The 22,074-nt window shown below is 67.6% G+C and carries 18 protein-coding genes, 2 tRNA genes and 4 pseudogenes; 11 read left to right on the top strand and 13 right to left on the bottom strand.

The genetic code is table 11. The features are described from left to right. Positions 1-637 precede the first annotated feature (637 nt). The gene (locus ACFYW9_RS35730; RefSeq protein WP_389159293.1) at positions 638-886 is read right to left on the bottom strand and encodes a hypothetical protein; all 249 of its coding nucleotides are present in this window, start codon (positions 884-886) and stop codon (positions 638-640) included. Positions 887-1,520: 634 nt separating this feature from the next. Here ACFYW9_RS35730 and ACFYW9_RS35735 point away from each other — a divergent pair. Beyond that, positions 1,521-2,597, top strand: a complete 1,077-nt coding sequence (locus ACFYW9_RS35735) for a cytochrome P450 (RefSeq protein WP_389159294.1) — start codon at positions 1,521-1,523, stop codon at positions 2,595-2,597. Between the two features lie 49 nt (positions 2,598-2,646). Continuing rightward, a complete protein-coding gene (locus ACFYW9_RS35740) occupies positions 2,647-3,417 on the top strand; it encodes a crotonase/enoyl-CoA hydratase family protein (protein ID WP_389159295.1) in 771 nt (256 codons plus the stop codon). Between the two features lie 480 nt (positions 3,418-3,897). Here the strand turns inward: ACFYW9_RS35740 and ACFYW9_RS35745 are convergent, their stop codons facing one another. Further along, positions 3,898-4,761: a LysR family transcriptional regulator gene (locus tag ACFYW9_RS35745; protein ID WP_389159296.1), complete on the bottom strand. Its 864-nt coding sequence runs from the start codon at positions 4,759-4,761 to the stop codon at positions 3,898-3,900. A 92-nt stretch (positions 4,762-4,853) separates the two neighbouring features. Between ACFYW9_RS35745 and ACFYW9_RS35750 the strand changes: the two genes are divergently transcribed. Next, positions 4,854-5,591: an SDR family oxidoreductase gene (locus tag ACFYW9_RS35750; protein WP_351874678.1), complete on the top strand. Its 738-nt coding sequence runs from the start codon at positions 4,854-4,856 to the stop codon at positions 5,589-5,591. Between the two features lie 185 nt (positions 5,592-5,776). On the opposite strand, the gene ACFYW9_RS35755 is transcribed toward ACFYW9_RS35750, so the two are convergent. Next, complete coding sequence (locus ACFYW9_RS35755; protein ID WP_389159297.1) at positions 5,777-6,391, bottom strand: hypothetical protein; 615 nt, start codon at positions 6,389-6,391, stop codon at positions 5,777-5,779. After that, entirely contained in the window at positions 6,388-6,867 is a 480-nt protein-coding gene (locus ACFYW9_RS35760) for a hypothetical protein (protein WP_389159298.1), read from the bottom strand. The genes ACFYW9_RS35755 and ACFYW9_RS35760 overlap by 4 nt, the downstream gene beginning before the upstream one ends. 342 nt (positions 6,868-7,209) lie before the next feature. Here ACFYW9_RS35760 and ACFYW9_RS35765 point away from each other — a divergent pair, with 342 nt between their 5' ends. Further along, a complete protein-coding gene (locus ACFYW9_RS35765; RefSeq protein ID WP_389159299.1) occupies positions 7,210-7,554 on the top strand; it encodes a hypothetical protein in 345 nt (114 codons plus the stop codon). A gap of 424 nt (positions 7,555-7,978) precedes the next feature. Here the strand turns inward: ACFYW9_RS35765 and ACFYW9_RS35770 are convergent, their stop codons facing one another. The 6 genes and pseudogenes from ACFYW9_RS35770 to ACFYW9_RS35795 form a co-directional block, all read right to left on the bottom strand. Further along, the gene (locus ACFYW9_RS35770; RefSeq protein ID WP_389159300.1) at positions 7,979-8,875 is read right to left on the bottom strand and encodes an aminoglycoside phosphotransferase family protein; all 897 of its coding nucleotides are present in this window, start codon (positions 8,873-8,875) and stop codon (positions 7,979-7,981) included. 146 nt (positions 8,876-9,021) lie between these two features. Continuing rightward, positions 9,022-9,405, bottom strand: a pseudogene (locus tag ACFYW9_RS35775) (transposase); the annotation flags it as partial. 177 nt (positions 9,406-9,582) lie between these two features. Next, positions 9,583-9,656: transfer RNA gene (locus tag ACFYW9_RS35780), tRNA-Met, on the bottom strand. 191 nt (positions 9,657-9,847) lie between these two features. Next, positions 9,848-10,127: pseudogene (locus tag ACFYW9_RS35785) on the bottom strand (transposase); the annotation flags it as partial. 14 nt (positions 10,128-10,141) lie between these two features. Next, positions 10,142-10,633, bottom strand: a complete 492-nt coding sequence (locus tag ACFYW9_RS35790) for a hypothetical protein (protein ID WP_389159301.1) — start codon at positions 10,631-10,633, stop codon at positions 10,142-10,144. 92 nt (positions 10,634-10,725) lie between these two features. After that, positions 10,726-12,702 carry an Ig-like domain repeat protein gene (locus ACFYW9_RS35795; RefSeq protein ID WP_389159311.1) on the bottom strand — a complete coding sequence of 659 codons (1,977 nt, stop codon included), beginning with the start codon at positions 12,700-12,702 and terminating at the stop codon, positions 10,726-10,728. Between the two features lie 764 nt (positions 12,703-13,466). Between ACFYW9_RS35795 and ACFYW9_RS35800 the strand changes: the two genes are divergently transcribed. Together ACFYW9_RS35800 and ACFYW9_RS35805 are read left to right on the top strand one after the other, a co-directional pair. Further along, positions 13,467-13,721, top strand: coding sequence for a hypothetical protein (locus tag ACFYW9_RS35800; RefSeq protein ID WP_389159302.1), 255 nt, complete (start codon positions 13,467-13,469; stop codon positions 13,719-13,721). Beyond that, positions 13,688-13,783 (top strand) — tRNA-Ser (locus ACFYW9_RS35805). The genes ACFYW9_RS35800 and ACFYW9_RS35805 overlap by 34 nt, the downstream gene beginning before the upstream one ends. Before the next feature lie 31 nt (positions 13,784-13,814). On the opposite strand, the gene ACFYW9_RS35810 is transcribed toward ACFYW9_RS35805, so the two are convergent. Together ACFYW9_RS35810 and ACFYW9_RS35815 are read right to left on the bottom strand one after the other, a co-directional pair. Then, a complete protein-coding gene (locus ACFYW9_RS35810; protein WP_389159303.1) occupies positions 13,815-14,390 on the bottom strand; it encodes a hypothetical protein in 576 nt (191 codons plus the stop codon). 270 nt (positions 14,391-14,660) lie between these two features. Beyond that, a complete protein-coding gene (locus ACFYW9_RS35815) occupies positions 14,661-14,963 on the bottom strand; it encodes an antibiotic biosynthesis monooxygenase (protein WP_389159304.1) in 303 nt (100 codons plus the stop codon). A gap of 293 nt (positions 14,964-15,256) precedes the next feature. On the opposite strand from ACFYW9_RS35815, the pseudogene ACFYW9_RS35820 reads away from it, so the two are divergent. Continuing rightward, positions 15,257-15,891: pseudogene (locus tag ACFYW9_RS35820) on the top strand (transposase family protein); the annotation flags it as partial. A 782-nt stretch (positions 15,892-16,673) separates the two neighbouring features. Next, positions 16,674-17,282 (top strand): hypothetical protein, encoded by a 609-nt coding sequence (locus tag ACFYW9_RS35825; protein WP_351870408.1) that lies wholly within the window; start codon positions 16,674-16,676, stop codon positions 17,280-17,282. A 437-nt stretch (positions 17,283-17,719) separates the two neighbouring features. Here the strand turns inward: ACFYW9_RS35825 and ACFYW9_RS35830 are convergent, their stop codons facing one another. Further along, positions 17,720-20,098, bottom strand: a complete 2,379-nt coding sequence (locus tag ACFYW9_RS35830) for a macro domain-containing protein (RefSeq protein ID WP_389159305.1) — start codon at positions 20,096-20,098, stop codon at positions 17,720-17,722. A gap of 141 nt (positions 20,099-20,239) precedes the next feature. On the opposite strand from ACFYW9_RS35830, the pseudogene ACFYW9_RS35835 reads away from it, so the two are divergent. The 3 genes and pseudogenes from ACFYW9_RS35835 to ACFYW9_RS35845 all read left to right on the top strand — a co-directional run. Next, a pseudogene (locus ACFYW9_RS35835) lies at positions 20,240-20,422 on the top strand (hypothetical protein); the annotation flags it as partial. A 42-nt stretch (positions 20,423-20,464) separates the two neighbouring features. After that, on the top strand, positions 20,465-20,950 hold the full coding sequence (locus ACFYW9_RS35840) for a hypothetical protein (RefSeq protein WP_389159306.1): 486 nt from the start codon (positions 20,465-20,467) through the stop codon (positions 20,948-20,950). Between the two features lie 227 nt (positions 20,951-21,177). Beyond that, the gene (locus ACFYW9_RS35845) at positions 21,178-21,963 is read left to right on the top strand and encodes a hypothetical protein (protein ID WP_389159307.1); all 786 of its coding nucleotides are present in this window, start codon (positions 21,178-21,180) and stop codon (positions 21,961-21,963) included. Positions 21,964-22,074: the final 111 nt, after the last annotated feature.

A 22,074-nucleotide genomic window follows, 5' to 3' on the forward strand; every position in this document is an offset into this window, starting at 1 on the left:
GGCCCAGTGCCCTGACGTCTTCCCCGCCACCACTGCGCTTTCCGTCGGCTCAGCACTGGAAGTCGAGCAGAAAGAGGCCTGAATCCCCGCCCACTGCGAGTCTGCCTCCAGTGTCCTGCGCCTAGTGTCCTGCGCCGGAGATCCGTCGACAGCTTGAAGGTGTCCGTCAGATGCGGCTTGAGCCGGAACTGCCGCCAGATCCGGCCCACGGTCGACTTCGACAGACCACTGTGCTCGGCCATCGATGTTCACGACCAGTGCGTGGCACTCTTCGGCACCTGTTCCAACGTGGTGACCACCACCGCCCGCTCATCAGCAGACAGCAGGTGGTGATGAGGTTTCTGTCCGCGTGGCGGGAACTTCCAACCCTGAGCTGCTGCTGAGGGTGGACACCCCGATAGCGGCCTTTGCCGCCAGGCTCGTCGCATGAGGCGAGCGTGAGTCGCAGCACTCATTGCTGGGTGAGAATCCGGGTCCGGATGTCCCGTCTCACTCAACCGAGTCGTTTTCTCGACGAATCGAGCCGTTCGGGCTTCTGTCTCAGCGAACCTGATCGCGCGACTGAGGGCGCTGGTGGTGCTGGATGGCTGTGCCGGCTGGGGTGGATCAAGCAGGGCCGTGCAAGCCCCTACCGGGCCTACACCCAGTTCGCCCAACCAAAGGCGAAGAGATAGGCCCGTCGCCTCGCGTCCAGACCTCGAATGCCGCGCAGAAACATGACCACCAGAGCAACGAGGAACAGAGCAGTGAAGGCGCCGGCTACAAGAGCCCCAGCGACGGGGTCCACGAGCAAGCCCACGATCACGCTCGCAACGATGACGATCCCCAGACCGAAGTGCGCGGCAGGCAGATCTGCCCTGATCACCTCTCGCAGTGCCTTGCGCACCGACCGCATGTCGGAGTCGTACCGCTCCCGCGCCGTTTCCGGATCAGCGCCGGGACCCTCAGGCCACCGTTCCATCATCGCCCCCGCTCGGTCTGAACGGAGCCTAGCGCGGAAGGGGTACCCCCTGATGACCAGCCATGAGCAAGCGGCTGCTCGCTCGAACTCCATCCGTGGGACAGCACTCGGGCTCGTTTCGTCTCATCGAACCGAGTCCACGTGTCTCACCCAATCCAGTCCACACAGATCAGGCGCACCCGAACGACTAACTTCACTGAGACAGGACAGCCGCCTGGGCGAGCCGGTCAAGGGTCAGTGTCCCGTCTCGCGCTGTCCGGCCCCGGTCTCCAATGATCTGGATCGAGTCGCTCTTCGGCTCGGACGATGTAGTCCGTCGGGGCCGCTCCTGCCTGTCCTAGCAGAATGGAATGACGGGTTCCGTATCTTCCGGCCGGTCCTGGTCGTTGGTGCGATGTCCGTGCCGGTTTTCGATCCCGGAGCTCCCGTGTGCGCTCCCGTAGTACCGTCCCCGCCCCCTGACCTGCTGGCCGTTCGGGTACAGGACCCGTATCCCTGCTTCGCGTGGCTGCGCCGGCATGCGCCCGCCCACCCGGACCGCAGGGACGGACGGCCCACCGTGTGGCAGATCTCCCGTTACGCCGATGTCCGCGCACTGCTGGCCGACGGGCGCCTGAGCAAGGATCCGAGCCGGGTGCCCGGCTACGTTCCGGGGCCGGCCGGGCTGAACCGGCACCTGGTCCACGCCGATCCCCCGGACCACACCCGGCTGCGGACCCTGGTCAACGCGGCGTTCGTACCCCGCCGCATCGCGAGCCTGGAACCCTTCATCGCGGACACCGCGAACCGACTGCTGGACCGGATCGAGCAGCACACCCATGTGGATGTCATCGCGGCCTTCGCGGCACCGCTGACCTTCCGGATGATCTGCGCGATCCTCGGCGTCCCGGAAGAACTGGACAACGCCGCGACCCGAGACACCCTGATGGCCACCATCGACCCCGCTCCGGGCCGGGGTCCGGCCCGGGTGGAACGCGATCTGCACGCCCTGCTGGACAGCCTGATCGCCGACAAACGCGCGGGCGGCGAGCGCAGCGGAGTGGATCTGCTGGGCGCTCTCGTGCAGGCCAGTGACGACAGCGGGGCGATGAGCGAGGAGGAACTGCGCTCCACCGCCTACCTCCTGCTGCTGGTGGGCCACGACACCACCATGAACCTCATCGGCAACGGCATGCTCGCCCTGCTCCGCAACCCCGGCCAGGCCGCCCGGCTCACCGGACCGGGAGCCGGCCCCGGCCTGGTCACCACCGCCGTCGAAGAACTGCTGCGCTACGACTCCCCGGTGCGCGACGCGACGTTCCGGTGCGCGGCAGAACCCATCAATCTCCACGGGCAGTTGATCGGCGAGGGGGACATCGTCAGCCTCCTGATCGGTTCCGCCAACCGGGACGAGGCCCGCTTCCCGGACGCGGACCGGCTCGATGTGGGCCGAACTCCCAATGACCATCTCGCCTTCGGCTACGGCCCCCACTTCTGTATCGGCGCCGCTCTGGCCCGCCTCGAAGGCGCCGTCGCCTTCCCGCTGCTGCTCGAACGCCTGGGCCCCGTAGGTCTGGCCAAGCCGGCCGACGAGCTCCCCTGGCGGCCGGCCCGGGTGATGCGCGGACTGGCCGCACTGCCCGTCGTACGCAACTGACCGCTCCCGCCCGTCCCGCCAAACCGTCCCCCGACCAGGAGCACACCAGATGGACAGCCAAGACCCCGTGACGGTGACCGAGCCACGCCCCGGCGTCCTGCTCATCACCCTCAACAGGCCCCACGTCCGCAACGCCATCGACCAGTCCCTGGCCGACGCCATGGACACGGCCCTGACCCGACTGGAGACCGACTCGTCCCTGGCCGTCGGCATCCTCACCGGTGCGGGCGGTCACTTCTGCTCGGGCATGGATCTCAAGGCCTTCCCCACCGACGGCGTCCCGGTCGTCGCCGACCGTGGGCTCGCCGGCGTTACCCGTGCTCGGCTCCGCAAGCCGCTCATCGCGGCCGTCGAGGGCGCGGCCGTGGCCGGCGGCTTCGAACTCGCCCTCGCCTGTGACCTCATCACCGCCGCCGACACCGCGTTCTTCGCCCTGCCCGAAGTCACCCGCGGACTCGTCGCCGCCGAAGGCGGAGCCATCCGTCTCCCCGGCCGACTCCCCTACCACGTGGCCATGGAGATGCTCCTGACCGCGGCTCCGCTGCCCGCCCCTGACGCGGCCCGGTACGGACTCGTCAACCAGCTCACCGGCGAAGGCGAAGCCGTTCACGCGGCCCTCGCCCTGGCCGACCGTGTCCAGGCCCACTCCCGCGACGCCGTCCTCGTCACGAAGCGGATCGTCCAGGACACCCGCGGCCTCGACGACCACACCGCCTACACCGTCCAGGACCCCCTCAGCACCCCCGTCTTCACCACCCCCGCCGCCACCGAAGGCGTCCACGCATTCGCCGAGAAACGCCCACCGGCCTGGCACCGGTAGGACTTCCGGGCACCACCAGCCCTGGCCGCATACCCAGAACCGCTCCCCCTTCGCATCAGCGGAATCGGACCAGAACGGCCGAGACACCGACTGTCCTCCGTCGTCCGGCGACCAGATCGACTGAGACTCGCGTCAACCAGACGTCTCGAACGACCTGGTCGCCGCGGGCCGCAGGTCCATGCAAAGACCCGATGTCCTGTCTCGACGAAGTTAGTCGTCTCCGCATCGCTGACCTGCGTGGACTGGGTCGGGTGAGACACAACGACTTGGTTCGTTGAGACAGACGGCAGGTTTCTGGGCCGACGCAGGCTCAGTCTCCTGGTGTCCCGTCTCAGGCGATCCGGTCCCTGCCTCAAATGATCTGGTCCGATTCGCTCGCCGTCCCGGATGATCTGGTCCCGCGGGTCTGCTTCTTCGGTCTCGCCGGCCCTGGTGGCATCTGAGCTGTCCCGGGTGCTGACCGATGGGGGCAGGAGCTGGTCATAGCCGTGCGGCCGTGCGGACCAGGCCGGCCAGGGCGAGGGAGCGGCTGTGGGCGGGCCAGACGATGTGGGTCACGACGGGAGGCGCGTCGGTCAGGGGGACGGCCGTGTGCTCGGCCCACAGCCAGGAGCGGGCGGAGTCGGGGACGACCGCCACGGTGCGTCCGAGGGCGATCAACTGGGCCAGTTGCGTCTGGTTGTGGATCTCGGGGCCCGGGCCGGGTGCGTAGGTGCCGTGGGTGGGCCAGCGGGCGAGCGGCAGATCGGGGACGTCCCTGACATCGGCCAGGGACAAGGTCTCGCGGGCGGCGAGGGGGTGCCCGGCAGGCAGGACGGCAACCTGCCCCTCGGTCGTCAGTGCCTCGCTGTCGAACCCGGCGAGGGAGTTCCACGGCGTGTGCATGAGCGCGGCATCGGCGCGTCCGTCGCGCAGCAGCTCTTCCTGCTCGCAGATGCCGCACGGCAGCACCTCGATCTCGGCGCTGTCGGGCTCGGCCGCGTAGGCGTCGAGAAGTTTCCGCAGCAGTTCGTGGGACGCGGCGGCCTTCACCGCGAGGACCAGCCGACCGCGGGGGCCGCCAGGGCTGTCGGCACCGCCGGCGCGCCGGGTGCGGCGAGCGGCGGCAGCGGTCGCGTCGAGGGCCGCCCGGCCCTCGTGCAACAGCACCTCTCCGGCACCGGTCAGACGGACGCCACGGCGGTTGCGCTGCAGCAGGCAGACCCCGAGGCGCCGTTCGAGCTGCTGGATCGCCCGCGACAGTGGCGGCTGGGCCATGCCGAGGCGCTCGGCGGCGCGCCCGAAGTGCAGTTCCTCGGCGACCGCCACGAAGTACCTCAGCTCGCGGGTCTCCAGGGTGTCCACGGCCGCAGCATACGCGGTGATACCTGGCAGGTATGACAGGACACCGTATCGGTGTTGGCCGCGCCACTCGTCCGCGAGTCAACATCGTCAGCATGAGCGAAACGATGATCGCGCTGGTGACCGGCGCGAACAAGGGCATCGGGTACGAGATCGCGGCCGGGCTGGGCAGCCTCGGGTACCGCGTGGGCGTGGGAGCCCGCGACGCCACCCGACGCGAAACCGCCGTCGGGAAACTGAGCGCCGTCGGCGTGGACGCGTTCGGGGTACCGCTGGACGTGACCGACGACCAGAGCGTCACCGATGCCGCGGAACTGATCGAACGGCTGGCCGGGCGCCTGGACGCCCTGGTCAACAATGCCGGCATCTCGGGCGAGATGGACCCGGGGTGGGTGCAGGACCCGACCGCGCTCGACCTGGAGGTGCTCCGCGCGGTCGTGGACACCAACGTCATGGGTGTCGTCCGGGTGACCAACGCGATGCTGCCACTGCTGCGGCGCTCGGCCTCGCCACGCATCGTCAACGTCTCCAGCAGCGTCGGCTCCCTGGCCCGGCAGGCGGACCCCGACACCGAGATCGGCCCGATCATGGCGGCCTACGCACCGTCGAAGTCGTTCCTCAACGCCCTCACCGTGCAATACGCCCGGCAGTTCGCCGGTACGAACATCCTGATCAACGCCGCCTGCCCGGGCCTGGTCGCGACCGACTTCACAGGTTTCCACGGCCCCCGCACCCCTGAACAGGGCGCGGCCACAGCGATCCGGCTCGCCACCCTGCCCGACGGCGGCCCGACCGGTTCGTTCTTCGAGGACGACGGCGTCGTCCCCTGGTGATCACGAACCCGCCGTGAATCGACGAGGCTCCGCCAGGTCCACGAAACGGCGGAGAAGGACCGGATCGACCTAGACAGCGTCAGGCATCTGCCCGACAGGGACCAGACCGACCGGGGTCTCCGGCGACGCGGCGTCTCAACCGATCTGGTCGCCGCAGGCAACGGCAGCCGGCACGGGGGTACGCCCTACCAGTCGGTCAGATCGACGAGGAGATCGCAGTGCGGGTCGTCCGGCGCCGGCTGCCGGTACTGCTCTTCCTCGACGAGGGAGGGCAGGGACGCGATGAGCGCGGTGGCGGGCGTCTCGGTGAGGCGGATGTCGGCGCCGATGATGCCGGGCCGGTCGGTGCGCTGTACGTACAGGCGAAGCAGCCCGTCGCCGTGCATCAGGAAGCCGATGAGGAAGGGGTCTTCGTCGTCGCCGGGGCCTGACAGCGCCTGCACGGCGGTGAGCGCCCGGCCCTGTTCGGGCTCTGGGTCCGGCGTGATGTCCTCCGGGTGGAGGCGAATGAGTGTCATCCCCATGACCTCGTCCACATCGCTGCTGCTGTAGAGCTGAGGTCCGGTCAGGACCGTACGCAGCAGGCCGGGAACGTAGTAGGGGGTCACCGTGTCGTTGGGAATCTCGTAGAGGAAGTCCCGGGCGTTCTCGTCGTCCCCGGCACGGATGGCGATGCGTACGGCGCCGGGTATGGGCAGGACGCCGCGCAGGCGGCAGTAGTCGGCCACCGGAGCGTTCAGGAAGTACAGCAGGCGGCGGGTGACGTCCGCCTGCTGCTCGCGGTCTTCAGGGTCGATCACGGATGCATCCATGCGGGGCACTTGTTGTTTCGTTGGTTGTGGCAGAAAGCGTTGATGACGCCGATCTTCTGTCCCCTGCCGGCGTCGTACAGCCCGTCTTTTGTCTTTCGGGTGTACTGGACGATGACGGTGAACTTGACCTGCCGTGGCCGTGGGACGCCGGTTTCAAAGGCGACACCGTCATACTCCAGGCGGCCGTGGTGGTCGTTGCGGTCGACGTTGCCGTGGATGGCTGCGGCCAGCGTAGAGCACTTGTGGATGTTGTGGCGGTTGGTGAAGTGGTTCCAGCCGAAGCCGGACGTGCCGAATCGGGTGACGATGTGACGGCCGTCGGGGTCGGTCGCGTTGCAGTGCACCCGCTTGTCCCAGGGGTGCGGTACGACGGGGCCGGGCCGAGCCTGCGCGGAGGGGGTGGGGCCGGACAGCAGAGTCGCGGTGGTCAGGGCAGTGGCCGCTAACGCCGTGATCTTCTTCATGTGCCGATCACATCATGGTGCGAGAGGTGCCAAAAGGGATCATTAAGTCGAACTGGAATTCCATATCGGCCAGTTGGTGGGAGCTACGGCAAGGCCCCCTTCGGCGCCCGGGGCGAACTGGTCGCCTACCCCGAAGTCGTTGTTCTCGCCGGCCTGTTGTTCTCGCCGGCCTGTTGGTCTCGCCGTACTGGCGAGACCATCCCCAACTGCCGGCCGAAGCGGCACAGCAACCCAACATCGCACCTCATCAGCTTCCGCTGCATGAGATGGTCATCGCCACGATCGAGAAGGGGCGGTGATCTCATTTCCTGCCTGTCAGTGCCGATCGTCATCATGGGAGACATGACCAACCCGAACCTGACCATCGGCAGTATCTGGCGGCTCCACCACGGCGACCAGGAGATTGCCCGGCTGACCGTGGCCGGAGCCGATATGCCCTGGACGCACGCAAAAGTCGAGACACTTCCTGGTTTTGAAGAGTTCCGTCCCCTCTTCAGTGAGCAAGAGCGAGTTGTCGACGAGGAGGACTGGGAGCGGGCCGATGCCTGTTACACCCAGATCCGCAGTGCGCTCACCCTGACGTTTCCCGACGGCGGCCCGGTCGCCGAGTTCATGCTGCACATCCACGACGACGGCACCGCCGGCTGGCGCTGGCACGACGAGCCCTTCGACACGGTGAACCCGTGACGGCCTGGGTTCGCTGCTTCTGGGACGAGGAGGACGTCTGGTTCTACTTCGAGCTGGACGCCGACGGCTGTGTGATCCGGCAAGTCGAGTTGCAGGAGCCCGGAAGCAAGGCTCTGACCGCTGCCTCGCCGGCCGAGTGGCAAGAAGCCCAAAGAGACGGTCGGCCGGCTGAATACGAGAGCGTCTACGGTCTGACCGCGGAACCACCCGTCTCCGAGTGGGAAGGGCACGACCCGCAGTCGTTGTCGGCCGATGAGTTCGAGATCGTTTGGTCGACCGCCCGCGGTGAGCTTCAGGATCGTCAGCGGCGCCCTCTTCCTGAGCACGTCCATTACTGCGGCTTCCGACCAAGAAACTGCCATCTTCAATGCGAAACCGACCGTCAAGCGTCTCTCCAACCTGACAAGGTCCTGCTCAGGCGGCATCACTCCACCGACTCCAGAATGCGGTCGAGTGTCCGGCGCCCCATTCCGCTCATCGTCGGATTACTCTCGGCGTAATACCAGACAACACCCATCGCCTGTTCAAACGCCCATGCCTTGCCGCGCTCCCACTCCAGATCGTCACAGGCCAGTGTCCGCCGCAGCACCTTCCGCGGGCCTGACTCCAACAGGTGCCAGGCACCGACCAGATCCAGCGCGGGGTCGGCCGGGCCGAAGCCGCCGGTGTCGAGTACGCCGCTGAGCCGGTCTCCCGCGACCAGCACATTGCCGGGAATCAAGTCACCATGGCTCATCACGTCGGCACCCGTGCGCGGCAACTTCCGAAAGTGGCTCCACACCTGGCGCAGCCGGGGCACGTCGAGCAGCCCCTTGCTCTCCTCGAAGCACTTCGCCATCCAGTCGTCGTGGTGAGCGAGAACGCCGCCACGATTTTCGCCGCTGAAAAGCCGCCCCCGCGTCTCGGCGTCCCGCAGGGATGCGATGAAGGCCGCAAGGTCCTCGGCAAAGGCGTCCGACCCACTCGGGTCGGCATCAAAGGCGACCGTTCCCGGCAGCCATGTCTGGACCGACCACGGCATGGGGTAACCCGCTCCAGGCTTTCCCAAGGCGACGGGTTCCGGGGCGGGGAACCGAGACACCTGTGCCAGCTCCGCGCTCGCCTGGGCCTCCTGTTCCAGAACCGCCAGCGCCTCGGCAGCATCGGCCAGACGCAGTGGGAAACGCGCTGAGAGGTCGTTCCCGATGCGGAAGATGGCGTGGACCGTCCCGGTCGACGACAGGAGTCGGATCGCCTTGCCGCTCCACTGGGAGAACTGTTCTTGGATCAAGGTCGCAACGATGTCGGTGGTCACGCCCACTTGGTCATCGTGCATGGTCATTCACGCAGGCCCTTCCACTGGACGAATCCGAAACGCCGGGAGCGGACCAGATCAACTGAGACGACAGCCAGTATTCATGCGCCAGGGTTCAGATCAACTGAGATTTCCATCCACCCAGGTGTCTCAACCGTTCTGGTCGCCCCAGGTCACAGCTGCGGCTTCAGGTCAGCGCGTCGTGCGTAGCGGATGCGGAGCCGCTTGGACTGGTGCAGCCAGGCGAAGGCGCGCTCGACGACCCGGCGCACCTTGCCCGGCCCGGAGCCGTGGGCGACCCCGCGTCGGGCGATCATCGGCTTGATGCCGCGCTTCCACAGCAGACGGCGGTACTTGCCGAAGTCGTAGCCCCGGTCGGCATACAGACGCCGGGGCTTGCGGCGGGGGCGTCCTCGCAGGCCCCGAATCGCTGGGACGGCGTCCAGCAGCGGCAGCAACTGGGTGGCGTCATGCCGGTTCCCACCGGTGAGCGTGACAGCAAGCGGTGTGCCGTGGCGGTCGACGATCAGGTGGTGTTTGGAGCCGGGCCTGCACCACCGCAAGGGTGATGTGTCGGCTCGCGCGTATGAATGCCGGTCGGCGCTGTCCTGCGTGCGACGCTTCGGGCCGACGGCGCAGTTCGGGCCGCCCGGCGTACATGATCCAACGCCGCGCGCTCCGGGGCCGGACACGCCTGAGGGGCCGGCACATTGTGCCGGCCCCTCAGGTTTCAGTAGCGGGGACAGGATTTGAACCTGCGACCTCTGGGTTATGAGCCCAGCGAGCTACCGAGCTGCTCCACCCCGCGTCGGATTCCTCTACCTTACGCCAACTGTCCCAACACCAAGACCACGGTCGACAGCCTGCTTGCGAGGCCGGCGGTCGCGGCTGCCGTTTCCGCATTGGCGCCCCGCCGTGATAGCGCGGCGCGAGCCCGGTTCAGGAGCTGGCCCGGCGCACGCCGCGGACGGCGACTCGGATATCGAGGACGTCACCCCGCTGGTGAGCCCGGCAGGCGGTTGAGTCCACCGACACGGTCCAGCCGATGTCGTCGTCATCGTCGGCCGCTGCCAGGACTGCGGCAAGGATCCGTTCCCGGGTTCCGTTCCAAGGTTCCGTCCACGGCCCACCTGATCAGTCGTTTGTGAGCTGTTTGGAACGGTCCGAGCCGGCCCGGCAGGTCTCGCCAGGGCGAACAGGTGCGGTACTTCCACGCGATGACCTCAAGGGTTCGGCGCTGGTCGGCCCACCGCCGGCCGCGGACCGGATCGGCTGACATCAGGGGAGAGCATGTCAGGCGGATTCGGAGGGCGAGGCCAGTGACCTGAGGTGATCGCGCCAGGCCGCGGTCACGCTCGGAGGGATCTTCGTGGTCAGCCCGCCTTCCTTGGTGAAGGCGAGGCCCTCGCTGTAGGCGCCGCCACCGCAGCCGTCGGACTGGTGGGTGAGCTTTACCTCGGAGGAAGCGTCGATCTCGGGACGACCGCCTCCCTTCGGAGTCACTCGAAAGCGGACCGTGCCGAGGTCGGGGCCGACGTCGTCGGGAAGACGCAAGCTCACCTGGGTGATGTCCTCCTGTTCGAGCTTGTCCTTGACGCATTTACCCCCCGCGCACAACTCGTAGGAGGCGCCGGCGAGATCGGTGTAGCCCTGCTGGAGGAACATCACGCCGACCTGTGAGGTGACGCCGACCCCGGCGCACGGCCTGGGACTGCTGCACGCTGACGCGGTCACCGCCACGGCGGATATGACCGCGAGGACCCCCAGTCCGACCGTTCGTTTCACTACTTCTTGCCCCCTTCCGGGAGTGCCTTTTCTGCAAGAGAGATGTCCGTGAAGAACACGGTGCATTTGCTGCAGTTCTCGCTGGATGCCGCTCAGTTCGTGAAGGTGAAGTACTTCCACGCGCCGTGCGTCGTCGAGTTCACGGTGTCGCCCGACGAGGAGTTGACGTACGAGGAGCGGACGCGCGTGCGCCAGCCCGTCTCGTGCTCGCCGGTCAGCTCCACCTTGGACACACCCGCGGAGCTCAGAGTGAAGTACTTCGAACCGTTGCCGTACCAGGTGCCGTTGTAGTAGATCTCGAACTGGAGGCGCTGCTTGCGGCCCGGGTAGGCCGTCATCGTGTTGGTGAACAGCGGGTTCTTGGTCTTCTTGACGTAGTAGTAGGTGTGGCCCCACGTGTATGACGTCTTGTAGTGCCCGCTCACCGACGTCGACACCTTGACCTGGGCGCCGACCGTGCTGGTCACCGTCTTCGGCGCGTAGCGGGCGTCGCCCGCGAACTTCGCCGTGACCTTGGTGTCCCGCTTCAGGTCCAGCACGACGGACAGGTTCCCGCTGGAGTTGACCGTGCCGGACTTCACCAGCGTGTTCGGCTTGTCCGAGCCGAACGGGTCGGCCCAGATCTCCACCTTGCGGTTCTTGTACGTCGTGCCGAGGTGCGCGGTGAACGTCGCGTCGGCGCCGTACGAGTAGACCTTGCCGTTGTTGTTCAGGCTCAGGGTCGTCGTGGCGCGCGATACCTCGACGGTGTCGGAGCCGGTGCCGGCGGTGTGGCCGGTGTCGCCGGCGTACTTCAGCGTGTACGTGACCTTTCCACCCGCGGGCGGGGTGTCTGTGAAGGAGTAGGTGCCGTCCGCCTTGACGGTCACCGGGGTCAGCGTCTTGCCGCTCGGCGACTCCAGGTCGGTGCGGGTCGCCGTCAGCTTGATGCCGGCGGGCAGCGCGACCCTGGAAGAGACCTTGCCCTTGACGGTGAGCTGCTTGGCGCGGGTCGCTGTGGCCGGGGCGTCCACGGTGATCGAGGTGGTCGGCGTGGTGGGCGCCTCCAGGACCCGCAGGGAGTACACGCCCAAGGAGTTGTACGTCACTGCGAACATCCGGGAGCCGTCCGGTGCCCAGGCCAGGCCCGAGGCGGCCAGTTCGTCGCCGCCGGTGTCGCCGGTGTCGCTGGAGTCGGTGTCCGGGAAGTCGTACTCGCGGACGGATTTGGTGCTGCCCGGCTTGTAGATGTAGATGTCGGGCCGGTACGACGCGTGGACGCCTGCCGCGACCGTGCCGTTCGGGGTGATGGCGACCGCGTTCGGGCCGGCGTCGCCGCTGGCGTAGGAGCCGTCCTCGGTGAGGTCGGACGTCCTGAGCACCTGGTGGTAGTAGGGCGCACCGCTGGCCACGATGACGTGCCGGCCGTCCGGGGTGACCTGGAAGTCTCCGAGGTTGCCGCCGCTCCCGCTGTCGTAGACGGTGCGGGTGAGCGTGCCCGAGGAGACGTCGTAGGAGGCCATGGACACCGGGCTCCCACCGATCGCGGCCGCGATCAGGGTGCTGGAGCCGGGTGCGGCATCCAGCATCGGGGGGTTGTACCAGACGGAGCCCTCCTGCTCGAGGGTGACCACGGGCTGCTCGACGGAGATGTCGACCGAGCCGATGTTGCCGTCAGGGGCCTCGCCATAGCTGAACCACAGCTTGCCGCCCGCCAGGGCGACGCTCACCGGGCTGTCGCCCACCGTGTAGCGGGCGGTCTCGATGCCGGTCGCGGTGTCGAACGCGACGATCGCGTCGGCGTCCCGCACGGCCGCGTAGAGCGTGCCGGAGTCGGCGGACAGTTCCAGGCCCACGACGGCCGGCAGGTTCGTCAGCTGACGGACCACCTTCCCGGCGTAGTCGGTGACGACGATCTTGCTGTTGCTCGGGTCGCTGACGAAGACCCGCTGGTGGACGCCGTCCACCACGATGTCGACGGGCTGCTTCACCGGCAGGCTCGCGGTGGTGTCCGCGGTCGCGGGCGTGGCGGTGAGGACCGCAGAGCTGAAGAGGACCGCCAGTGTGGTGGCGGCCGTGAGGGTGCGCATACGCACGGCTGGTTCGAACCCCCGGAACGAATGATGGTGCCGACACGCCCGGACATGTGTGGGAACTGTGGGGTGCGTGTGGCCAGTGAGCGAAGAGTAGGCCATGGCATCGGCGAAGTCGGCACAGGGCTCCTTCGTCCGGTCGGTGCTTCCCTGGTACCGGCCCCCTGCCCCGCGCGCAGGTCGTGGAGCGACAAACCTGCGCGGCCAAAGACCACCAGATTATGTTCGATCACATCGATCACATCGATCACATCGAGCACTACGGCAGGGTCGGCACAGAGCTCTTTCACCAGGGCGTTTTGTCCGGCAGGTACCCGCCTGTTCCGCCGCAGGCACCTCGCCCTCGGCCACACCCCGTGGATGCAAGCGTGAACAGCGAGTTCGCGCTCGTCATCTGCAGGCCGGCGGGCACCACGTCACAGGCCACGAACGTTTTTCGGCCCGCCCAAAGTACATACCGCCGCTTTCGCCCGGCGTTCGGTCGGGATCCCCCTGGAGCAGAACACTGCTCTCTCCACGCAGCGGACAGCCGACTATGTGGGCATCCCATACCGACTCATTGACAACCCGCACTGGCAGCCCTTCGTCGTCGGAACTGCCGCAAGACGGAGTCACTCCGTCCAGTCGGCGTCCCTGATGCGAACTACGGACGGGACGGCCACTGGGGTCCGCTCGGAGGTCCAGACGGTCATGCGGGGCTGCTCGCTGGTTGGATTCGGTCGCGATGGTTGCTGTACCTCGCTGCGGTACGGCGGGAAGGCATGAGGTACAACTACGCCGTGACGACTCGACCGACGCAGGCGATGTGGTGGGCTGAAATGGCGATCTTCCTTGCCGTGGCCGCCGTGACTTTCACTGGGATCAGCGCTCTTCTGGTGGCATCGGCGCCCCAGGGCCGCCACGTCACCGTGGAGGGCGGGGTCTCCATCGTGCTGATTGCGCTGTCCGCCGGCGTCGGCATCTTCGTGAGTGGCCGGTTCAGGGCATGGGGGCTGCGTCGGCAAGCCGTGTCCTGACTGTGGTCTTGAAAACCGTTGTGGCAGCGATGCCACAGTGGGTTCAAATCCCACCCTTGCCGCAGGTTGACGGTCCCTGACCAGGTAAATCGGTCAGGGCGCCGACTTTTCACTCCCGCGCAACTGCTGCCCACGCTCGTCCATGAGCGCCAGGTACTCCGCATGCCACGGCTTGCCTGCTGCCTCACGGCACAGCTCACGCCACCGCCGCAGACGCCCCTGCTGCCGGAACGCCTCGCACAGCGCCCAGACTGCCAGCGCGGACAGGACCCAGGGGATCCATGTCTCCGGAAGCAGAGCGAACACCCCTGCCCCGACGGCTCCGATCACGACGAAAGTGAAACGCATGCCCCAGATGAGAGCCGTCGGCCCCGGTGTGAACTCCGGCTCGTCGTCTTCGCGGTCGCCATCGGTACCCGCGAGTTCCGGAAGGTCATGGAGCCAGACGCTGCGCCCGAACCGCGCGGAGACCGCCACCCCCCAGAGGGGCAGACACAGTGTCGCGGCATAGGCCACCGGCCGGACCGCCTCAGCGGGTACGACCCATGACAGGACGGCGCAGGTCACAGCCACGGCCACATGAACCCACGGGAGAATGAGCCGGCGGATCGCAAGCTCACCCTCGGCGCGGGCCAGCTCTTTCATTTCCTGCACTATTTTTTCCTCCATCAGATCTGAGCATTGGGGAACCCATCCGGAGGAATCAATGATTCGCTGGGTAGATCACGGGAGTCGCTGACCAGCGCAATCCTCAAATGCTTCTGGCCGGGGATCGTATACGCCCCGGTGAGGCCACTCGTCACCGGTGCCCGTCGGCCTGCGGTTGTCGACGACGACGAAAGCGAGCGCTGGTCGGTGCCGCCGTCGCGAGCTGACGCGCCTTGGTGCCGCAATCGGTAACGGTGCGCATGTGAAGGCAGCCCGTCCTCGCGGCCGGAGTCAGCTCAGAGATGAGAGCGTGAAGTGCCGCACCTGAAGTGGTGCAACGAGGTACTCGTCCTCGCCCGGCAGAACCACAGGCTGGTCACGCCAGTGCTCGCCGGCGTAGCCGACCAAGTCCTGCTCGCTGCGCCAGCGACTGACATACAGCAGTGAGTCAGGCGGCGCGAGCAGCACCTCGTGGTCCACCAGCCCTGGGTAGCGGCCGGGAAACTCGCGCACCGCGGAGACGATCATGTCGTGGAACGCTTGGAAGCGTTCAGGACGCACGTGTGCCTCACTCACCCTGATGATCACAGCCATCAGAGTGGCACACAAGCAGACGCGGCGTCACCTTCATGCCTCGTGCTCTCACAGCCTTCCCCTGGTCTGCCCGCTGATCCAAACGGGACTGTCTCCATGCCGCTTGACACCAAACGGCATGAGGTGTCTGACGAGCAAGATCACGATCTACAGCTGGAGTACTGATGCCGCTCGGTGGTCTTCGTCTGCCGGCTCTGTGCGGCCTGGCGCGGGGCAATCGGCAGGCCGGTGCGGGGGTACCGGCCTGCCGTGACGGCGGTGCGGGCGGTATGGCCGGTGGCTGTTCGCGGTGAGTGGTCGGTCCGGTGTACCTGCGCCAGCACATCATGGTCGCGCAACTTGCGGTCGGCTTCGGTATCTCGATCGGCGCCGCCCACGCCTACACGGCCGCAGTGATCGGCCTGCTCGCCGATCGCGCGTCCGGCCTGCTGCGCGCGGTGCGCGAAGCCGACCCCGACTACGTCCTGGTGGACGGCACCCTTGCCGAGTGCGACCGGGTCGGCGACAGCCGCGCCGACTACTCCCACAAGCACCGCCGACACGGAGTGAACGTGCAGGTGGTGACCGATCCGGCGGGGCGGTTGCCGTGGATCTCGCCTGCACTACCCGGCCGCGCTCACGACCTGACGGCAACCCGCACCCACCGGATCATCCGGATCTGTGAGCACCAAGGCGTCCCGATCCTCGCCGACAGGGCCTACACGGGCGCCGGCCCGTGTGTGACGACATCTCTCAGACGTCCGCCAGACGGAGGAGAGCTCACACCGACCCAGCAAACCGTCAACCGTGCGCTGTCCGCGGCGCGGGCACCGGTCGAGGCGGCGTGGCACGACTGAAGTCCTGGCGCATCTTCCGCAGATCGAGGTGCAGCCCGAACCGAATGACGTCAATCGCCGCGGCCGTCCCCACCCTGGAGCGGCAACGCTGAAAGAGCGTCAGAGAGCCCCGGTCTTCCTTGGGTGGCCGAGGAGTGCAAGGGGGCGTCGGCCACGGACGCTCGGAGATCCGCCGGATCAAGGTGGCAACGGTGAGGAACCTGCTGTTCCCCGGCATGCCAGGCCGTGCAGATCAAACGCCGGTGCACGGACCTCAAAACCGGCAAGACCACGGTCAAGGGCAGGGGAGATCAGAGATGATGTGCCGGCGGGCGCGGGCAGTCCAAGGCCACAGGGTGTAGAGAACTCCATGATCGCGGACGTCCGTGCCTGCTGTGTACCGAACCCCGCCCAACGTGACGAGACGTCAGTAACCTGGCGTCAGCCGACTACGCCGAAGTCCTGACCGAAGAGGGCGCGGCAGTACGCGACTTCCGGTTCGCGCTCCATCTAGATGTTGCCGGTGGGGTCTCTGTTGTTGCGTTGTCGGACCATCCGGTTGGTTTCCGCTGCGCTCTTCGAGATGCGCGACGAATGGATCGCCTTACCTCGCCGCCGCCTCCCCGAAGGCGGTATGGGTGATATCTACCGCAAACTCTCTTTTAGTTCCTCTGCGCTACCCAACGCACCGAAATGCAACCGCCAGTTGATCCCCGACGTCATGACGAGGGACACTATCCGGCGGATGCGTGTTCCCGGCCGAGTGGCACTCGCTTCGGCACCCTCCCGTGTAGGTCGTCGGAGGCCATTTGCCCAAAGATTACTGGGCAGTTGACCTCGGGGTTTCGTGGTAACGTCCTTGTTCGGAGGGACAGTGCAACCTGAAAGGGAAATCGTGAACACGGAGAAGATCGCCGCTCGCCGCCTCTCGCTGGAAGAGGTGACGAAGCTCGGCGTAAAGGACAGGCTCTTCATTTCCGCCGATACGGCAGAACTCAAGCTTCCCGGCTGCTATGTCCCTGCTTTTCTGACCAAGTCCGGTGAGCATTTCGAGGGCGGCTCGATCACGGCGAGAACCGTATTCCAGGAAGAGGTCTCCTGCCTTCCCGACGACGAGAATGAAGCCGGAATCTACTTGGCCGACGAGAACGGCTCGGTGACCATCGAGGTCCTCCAGTCCGCCGGTGTCGTGCTGGACCTGGCACTTTTCGTCCCTGGTGGGGACAAGGGAGCCCTCACGGCCCTTTACGCCGCGGCCCGGCAGGCGTTCGGCGCCGACATCGTGCAGATCTGGCGCCAGGGCCTCAAGGAGGTTCCCGACGTGAAGGTCGACATCTTCGAGGAGCAGATTCCCCGGGGGCGCAAGGGAAGCGACAGCCCCAAGCGTGACCGTCGCGCGATCGACACCTACCCCACCCGTGCGGACTTCATCGAGTTCTCCGAGGGGTGGAAGCCGGTCGTTGAGATTCACCGGCCGGTTGTTGACGACACCCCGACCATCTGAGGCGGCGTCACCTCTCGTTCTCGGCCTGAGAGAACGCCGAGAACGCATGCGCCGGACCCGCAGGGCTTCGGCGTAGTCGGCGGCAACGCGCAGGTGGCCGTGTTCGGCGTGGTAGCGCAGGACGGTGCCGCTTGGCAGGCATCACCCGGGTCACCTTGCGCACGATCAACCAGCTCAAGCACTCCAGGGTCGTAGCCGCCTTCGCTTGTCGTCATCAGGCGTTCGCCAAGTGGTGCTCATGGCCGTGCGCCGCGTGTGATTAGCCAACAGGCAACGAATGCCGGCCATTTGTCATCAAGGCTCCGCCGTGGCGGGCAGTAGCGGTGCCCCGGCAGATCCTGCGCTTTCGTAGATGTCCGCCATAGGCCTCTGTCACGTGGTTGCCGGGCGCGAGCGTCCGGCAACCACGACCGTGGCCCTCGTGAACAAGGGGCGGTTCAAGACACCACGGGAGCGGCGTCCGTGACCTCGCTCAGCCGGACCGTGCACAGCCCGCGGGATTCGCTCCTTACCTCCGTCACCTTGAGCTGGGTACCTGGCGTAAGGATGTATTCCTCCTCGCCGGTGAAGGCGGAGAAGCGCTTGATCCCGACCGCCCGGGCCGGCGTCACCTCGAAGAGGGTCCGCTTGCCGCGACTGCCCAAGAACGCCCTGGCCACCTTCAGCTCGGAGGTGCACGAGGAGACTCCCCACCAGGTCACTGTCCGGCCCACCGGGTATTGCGCCCGAAGGTCCAGCGACACTCCGCGCCACAACGGTTGCGTGTAGGCCGGCAGCTTTGAGACCGCCGAGAACAGCAGCCGCAGGTACGGCAGGTAGGGCATGACCCTGGTGCGGTCGGGGGAGCGCAGAACGCTGTTGATCTCGCGGTAGAAGGCCGACTCACACGTGTAGAGGTGGAGCGCGGCGATCGCGTCGGCGGCCGGGCCGTCGTCGGCCACCTGGTCTGCACGCTGCTTGCCGAAGTCGTGGGAGCGCTGGATGTGTCCGGCGAGCCCGGACATCGCTGCGGAGACCGGGGCGACGGCGTCCTGGAAGTCCATCAGTGGGGTGTCGAAGACACCGGTGATCGCGGGCAGGACCAGGCCCTCGTCCTTGACGCTGGTGAGGCGTTCCAGGTACAGCTGGTGCAGGTTCATGGTCGACTCGATGAAAGCGCCCATGCGCGCCGCGACACCCCCGTCCGCATCGCCCGCGCCGGCCACCGTCCCGTTCCACCCCTTGCTCGGCAGCCAGTCGATGCCGTCGGCGCCCAACGAGGCCAGAGCGTCGTTGACCTGGGTGAAATGGTCGCCCTCGCAGAAGATGTCGCCCTGTGCCGCCGGGTTGGCGTGGTCCAGGTGCCGCACCTCGACGTCCGGGTACTTCTGCTGGATCCGCAGGACAACCCGCTTCAGGCTGCGGGCGTGCGCCCCCCACCACGCGAACACGACCCCGCGGTCCTCCTCGGCCGCGTCCTGCTTGGCCTTGAGGATCTCCTCGACGATCCGCTCGGCGACCGGCCGCCAGAACGCCGTGTGCTGGTCGGCCCCCATCGCCCCGTCACCGCTCGCGGTCAGTGACGCGTTCAGCAGGAGCACGCCCTGTGTCAGCATCGCCTGGAACCACTCCGGCGGCTGGACCGTGTCCCGCTCCTTCAGCAGCGCCCGCACGTCGGCGATCGGCGTCTTCTTGGCGATGCCGTACTTCCACATCGCCGCCGCCTTGATGAGGCACCGGATGCTGACGACCCGGCCGAACTGACTGTCCTTCCAGTCGCTGAAGGTGTTGTCGAACATGGCTATGCCGGTGGCGCTCTCCGGCCGCGGATACGGGTTCTGACCGAAGACCACGACCTTCCACTTGTGCGGCGGATTCGGCTTGAGCGCCTGGAAGGTCAGCTCGCGGACCGGGACCACCTCAGGGCTGCGTCCCTTCCCGATGAACCGCGCGGCGTCCGGCTGCGCCTCGATGACCGGCTTCAGCAACGGGAGCCAGGACTCCCCGCCGCCGTCGAAGAGCTCGGTCAGGGCGAGGGGGTCGTTCGCACCGGGCTGGGGCTGCGGCGGCTGTCCCGGAGCCGGGACGCCGGTCGTCGATCCGGTCATGGCGGAGGCGCTTTCACTCGTCGTGGCAGAAGGAGAGGAGGGACTGGGAGTTCCGGGCGCCGGCATGGCGGACGCCGGCGGCACGATGCGTACCCGCTGGTCGACGGGCGCGTTCTCGATTCCGTGCAACTGGGAGACGATCGTGGAGCGCAGCTCGTCGTCGTCCTCGAACCAGTGGTCGTGGAAGAGCGTGTAGCCGGTCCACATCAGATTGGCGCACACCCGCGCCGGTACCTGGCCGGTCTGCGCCCCCAACCCGACCAGCGCTACGGACCGGATGCTGCCCGGCTTCTTCCGGTTCTGCCGGTGAACGGCCTGGAAAGCGGCAGCGCACGCCAGTGCCACGTTCAGCGTGGCACTCACGTTCTGCGAGGACCGCACCATCGTCGGCGTCGATATCAGGTACCGGGGAACGGTCGCGCCGGACGGGACGCAGACCGCGCTGCCCACCGGCATGGGTCCGGCGAACCGGTCACGGATCGCCCGCTGGACGCGCACCTGGATGCCGGACCCCAGGTACCGCTTGATGACGGCGTCGACCCCGCCGTCCATTCGGCCCCGGGAGTTGGTGGGGGTGACCCAGGCGTCGACGTCCTCGTCGAGGATCGAGCCCTTGCGGATCTCGATGCCGGGGGTGTCGGCGAACGCGGCGCGCCACGCCTCCACCACACGCTCGTTGACGTCCGTCAGCACCACCCTGAGCGCGGGCAGCACACTGCTCTCGGTCATCGTCCACTCCTGTCGTGCAACAGCGGTTCCAAGACACCGAACGTATCGCCCACCACTGACAACGCAGCCCCGACAAGGGGTCTATGACCTGCCGTCATGCCCTGGTGAACCCGCACCGACCGGTGGCCGCGCATGCTCACGCCTCACCGCTTCGACGCCGAGGCGTACAAGCAGCGCAACGCGGTCGAGCGATGCACCAGCCGACTCGAGCAGCGGCGAGGGCCGGCCATGCGAACGGACAAACCCGCCATCGCCTGCCAGGCGGCGCTCTACGCCGCTGCCCTCCTCATCTGGGCCCGGGCACAGGGGCGTCGGGCCGCATAATTTGGAGACGCCCTTCTCGGGCCGGCGTGGCAGCATGCGGCAATGGTCTTTCGACACCCCGACGGCGACTACGCGATCACCGCGATGTACTCCGTGCCCGATGACGCCTGGTACCTGGAACTGGATCTCGCGGCCGGGCGACGGACGCTCGTGACCGCAATCGTCCCCGACGAGGATCCGGCACGGGAACCCACGGTGTGCTTCAACCCGCACGCAGGGCACGCTGACGTCCCGTACGAGGTCATGCGCTGGTTCATGCACCAGGTCGATAAAGAGATCCGTACCTCCCGTGCCTGGATGCGACTGAGACCGGAGCTCGTCGAGATCATCCACCAGCTCCGTCAGGAGCACATGGGCGTCATCGGCGATGACGACTTTCCCCAGGTTCTGGCGGACGTGCGCACCACGGTCTCCGAGGAAGACCTCCCCGACGTTCTAGAGGCCGCCTTTGGGCGGAATCCTGACGGCACCACCATGGACCACCCGCAAACGCCCCAGCCTGTAGACGGTCAAGGAGACAGGCCCTAGTTCCCTCGGAAACCGCGTGTGCCGGTGTGCCTGCTGCCCGCGACTCCCGCGGGGCGGTGCTCTCCCTCCGCCCGGTTCGGCGGTCGTGGTGCTCCAGGCCGGCTTCGGGGTCCCGGGAAATCTCCCAAATATCGTCAACTTGACGATATGGTGGTGGTGTTGCCGGACGGGCCCGTACGTACGTCCCGTCCGCACGTGCCTGAGACCGGCTGACTTCGGAGGATCCTGTGACATTCGGCGAAGACACCCCCGGCACGGTGGCCGTCCGCTGCGAACGGCTCGTACCGGGCGATCCCGAGTGGCTCCAGGATTTCCACCGGGCGCACTCCATGCTCCTCGCCCCCCTCGCCGCCGCGGCCGAGCGGAAGCCCGCGCGGCTGCCGGACGGCATCGACCCGGCGGCGGCCCTGGCGGCGTGGGAGGCCCTGTGCGCCGCCCTCCCCGAAGCGCCGCGCACCCACCTCCCCGAGCCCGCCGACGGCTTCACCGAACCCGTGCGACGCGCGGACCCCGAGGAACCGGTGAGCGGGGGCGTGTACCGGCAGGCCGTGGAGGAACGCGACAGGGCCGCCCGGGGCGGCGGCCTGCGGGGACCCGACGGACGCGAACACATACCGGTGTACCTGGTCGAGTTCGCGGTGCGCGACCTCGGCACGCTCGCGGCCCTGCTGGACCGCCTGACTCAGGTCCTGGCCGGGCGGCTGCACGGCACCGCGCTGCTGGAGGAGATCGCCGAACACCACCCCTACCCGCTCGGTCCGTCCACCGCCTCGAGCCTGTGCGGCCACCTGCGGATCCTGCTGGACACGCTCCGTCCCGAGCCGGCGCCGCAGGACCTGGCGCTGCTGCGGCCACTGCTCGTACCGACCGCGCGGACGGACGCCGGTGAACCGGCCTCGCGGGTGCTGACCGCCGGACAGGAGGCCGCCTACCGGCGCTTCGCGCACCGGGTCGCCGACGCCGTCTTCCCGGGCGACCCCAGAGAGAGCGCCGCCTTCGCCTGGCGGTACTGACACCGGCGCCCGCGGGTGCCGACGGGCGGCCTCGAGACGGGGGGGGGGGCCCCGCCCCCCCCCCGGGGGGGGGGGGGGGGGGCGGGGCGCCCCCCCCGGGGCGCCGGGGGC

Source organism: Streptomyces sp. NPDC002698 (assembly GCF_042888945.1).
Lineage (GTDB): Bacteria > Actinomycetota > Actinomycetes > Streptomycetales > Streptomycetaceae > Streptomyces.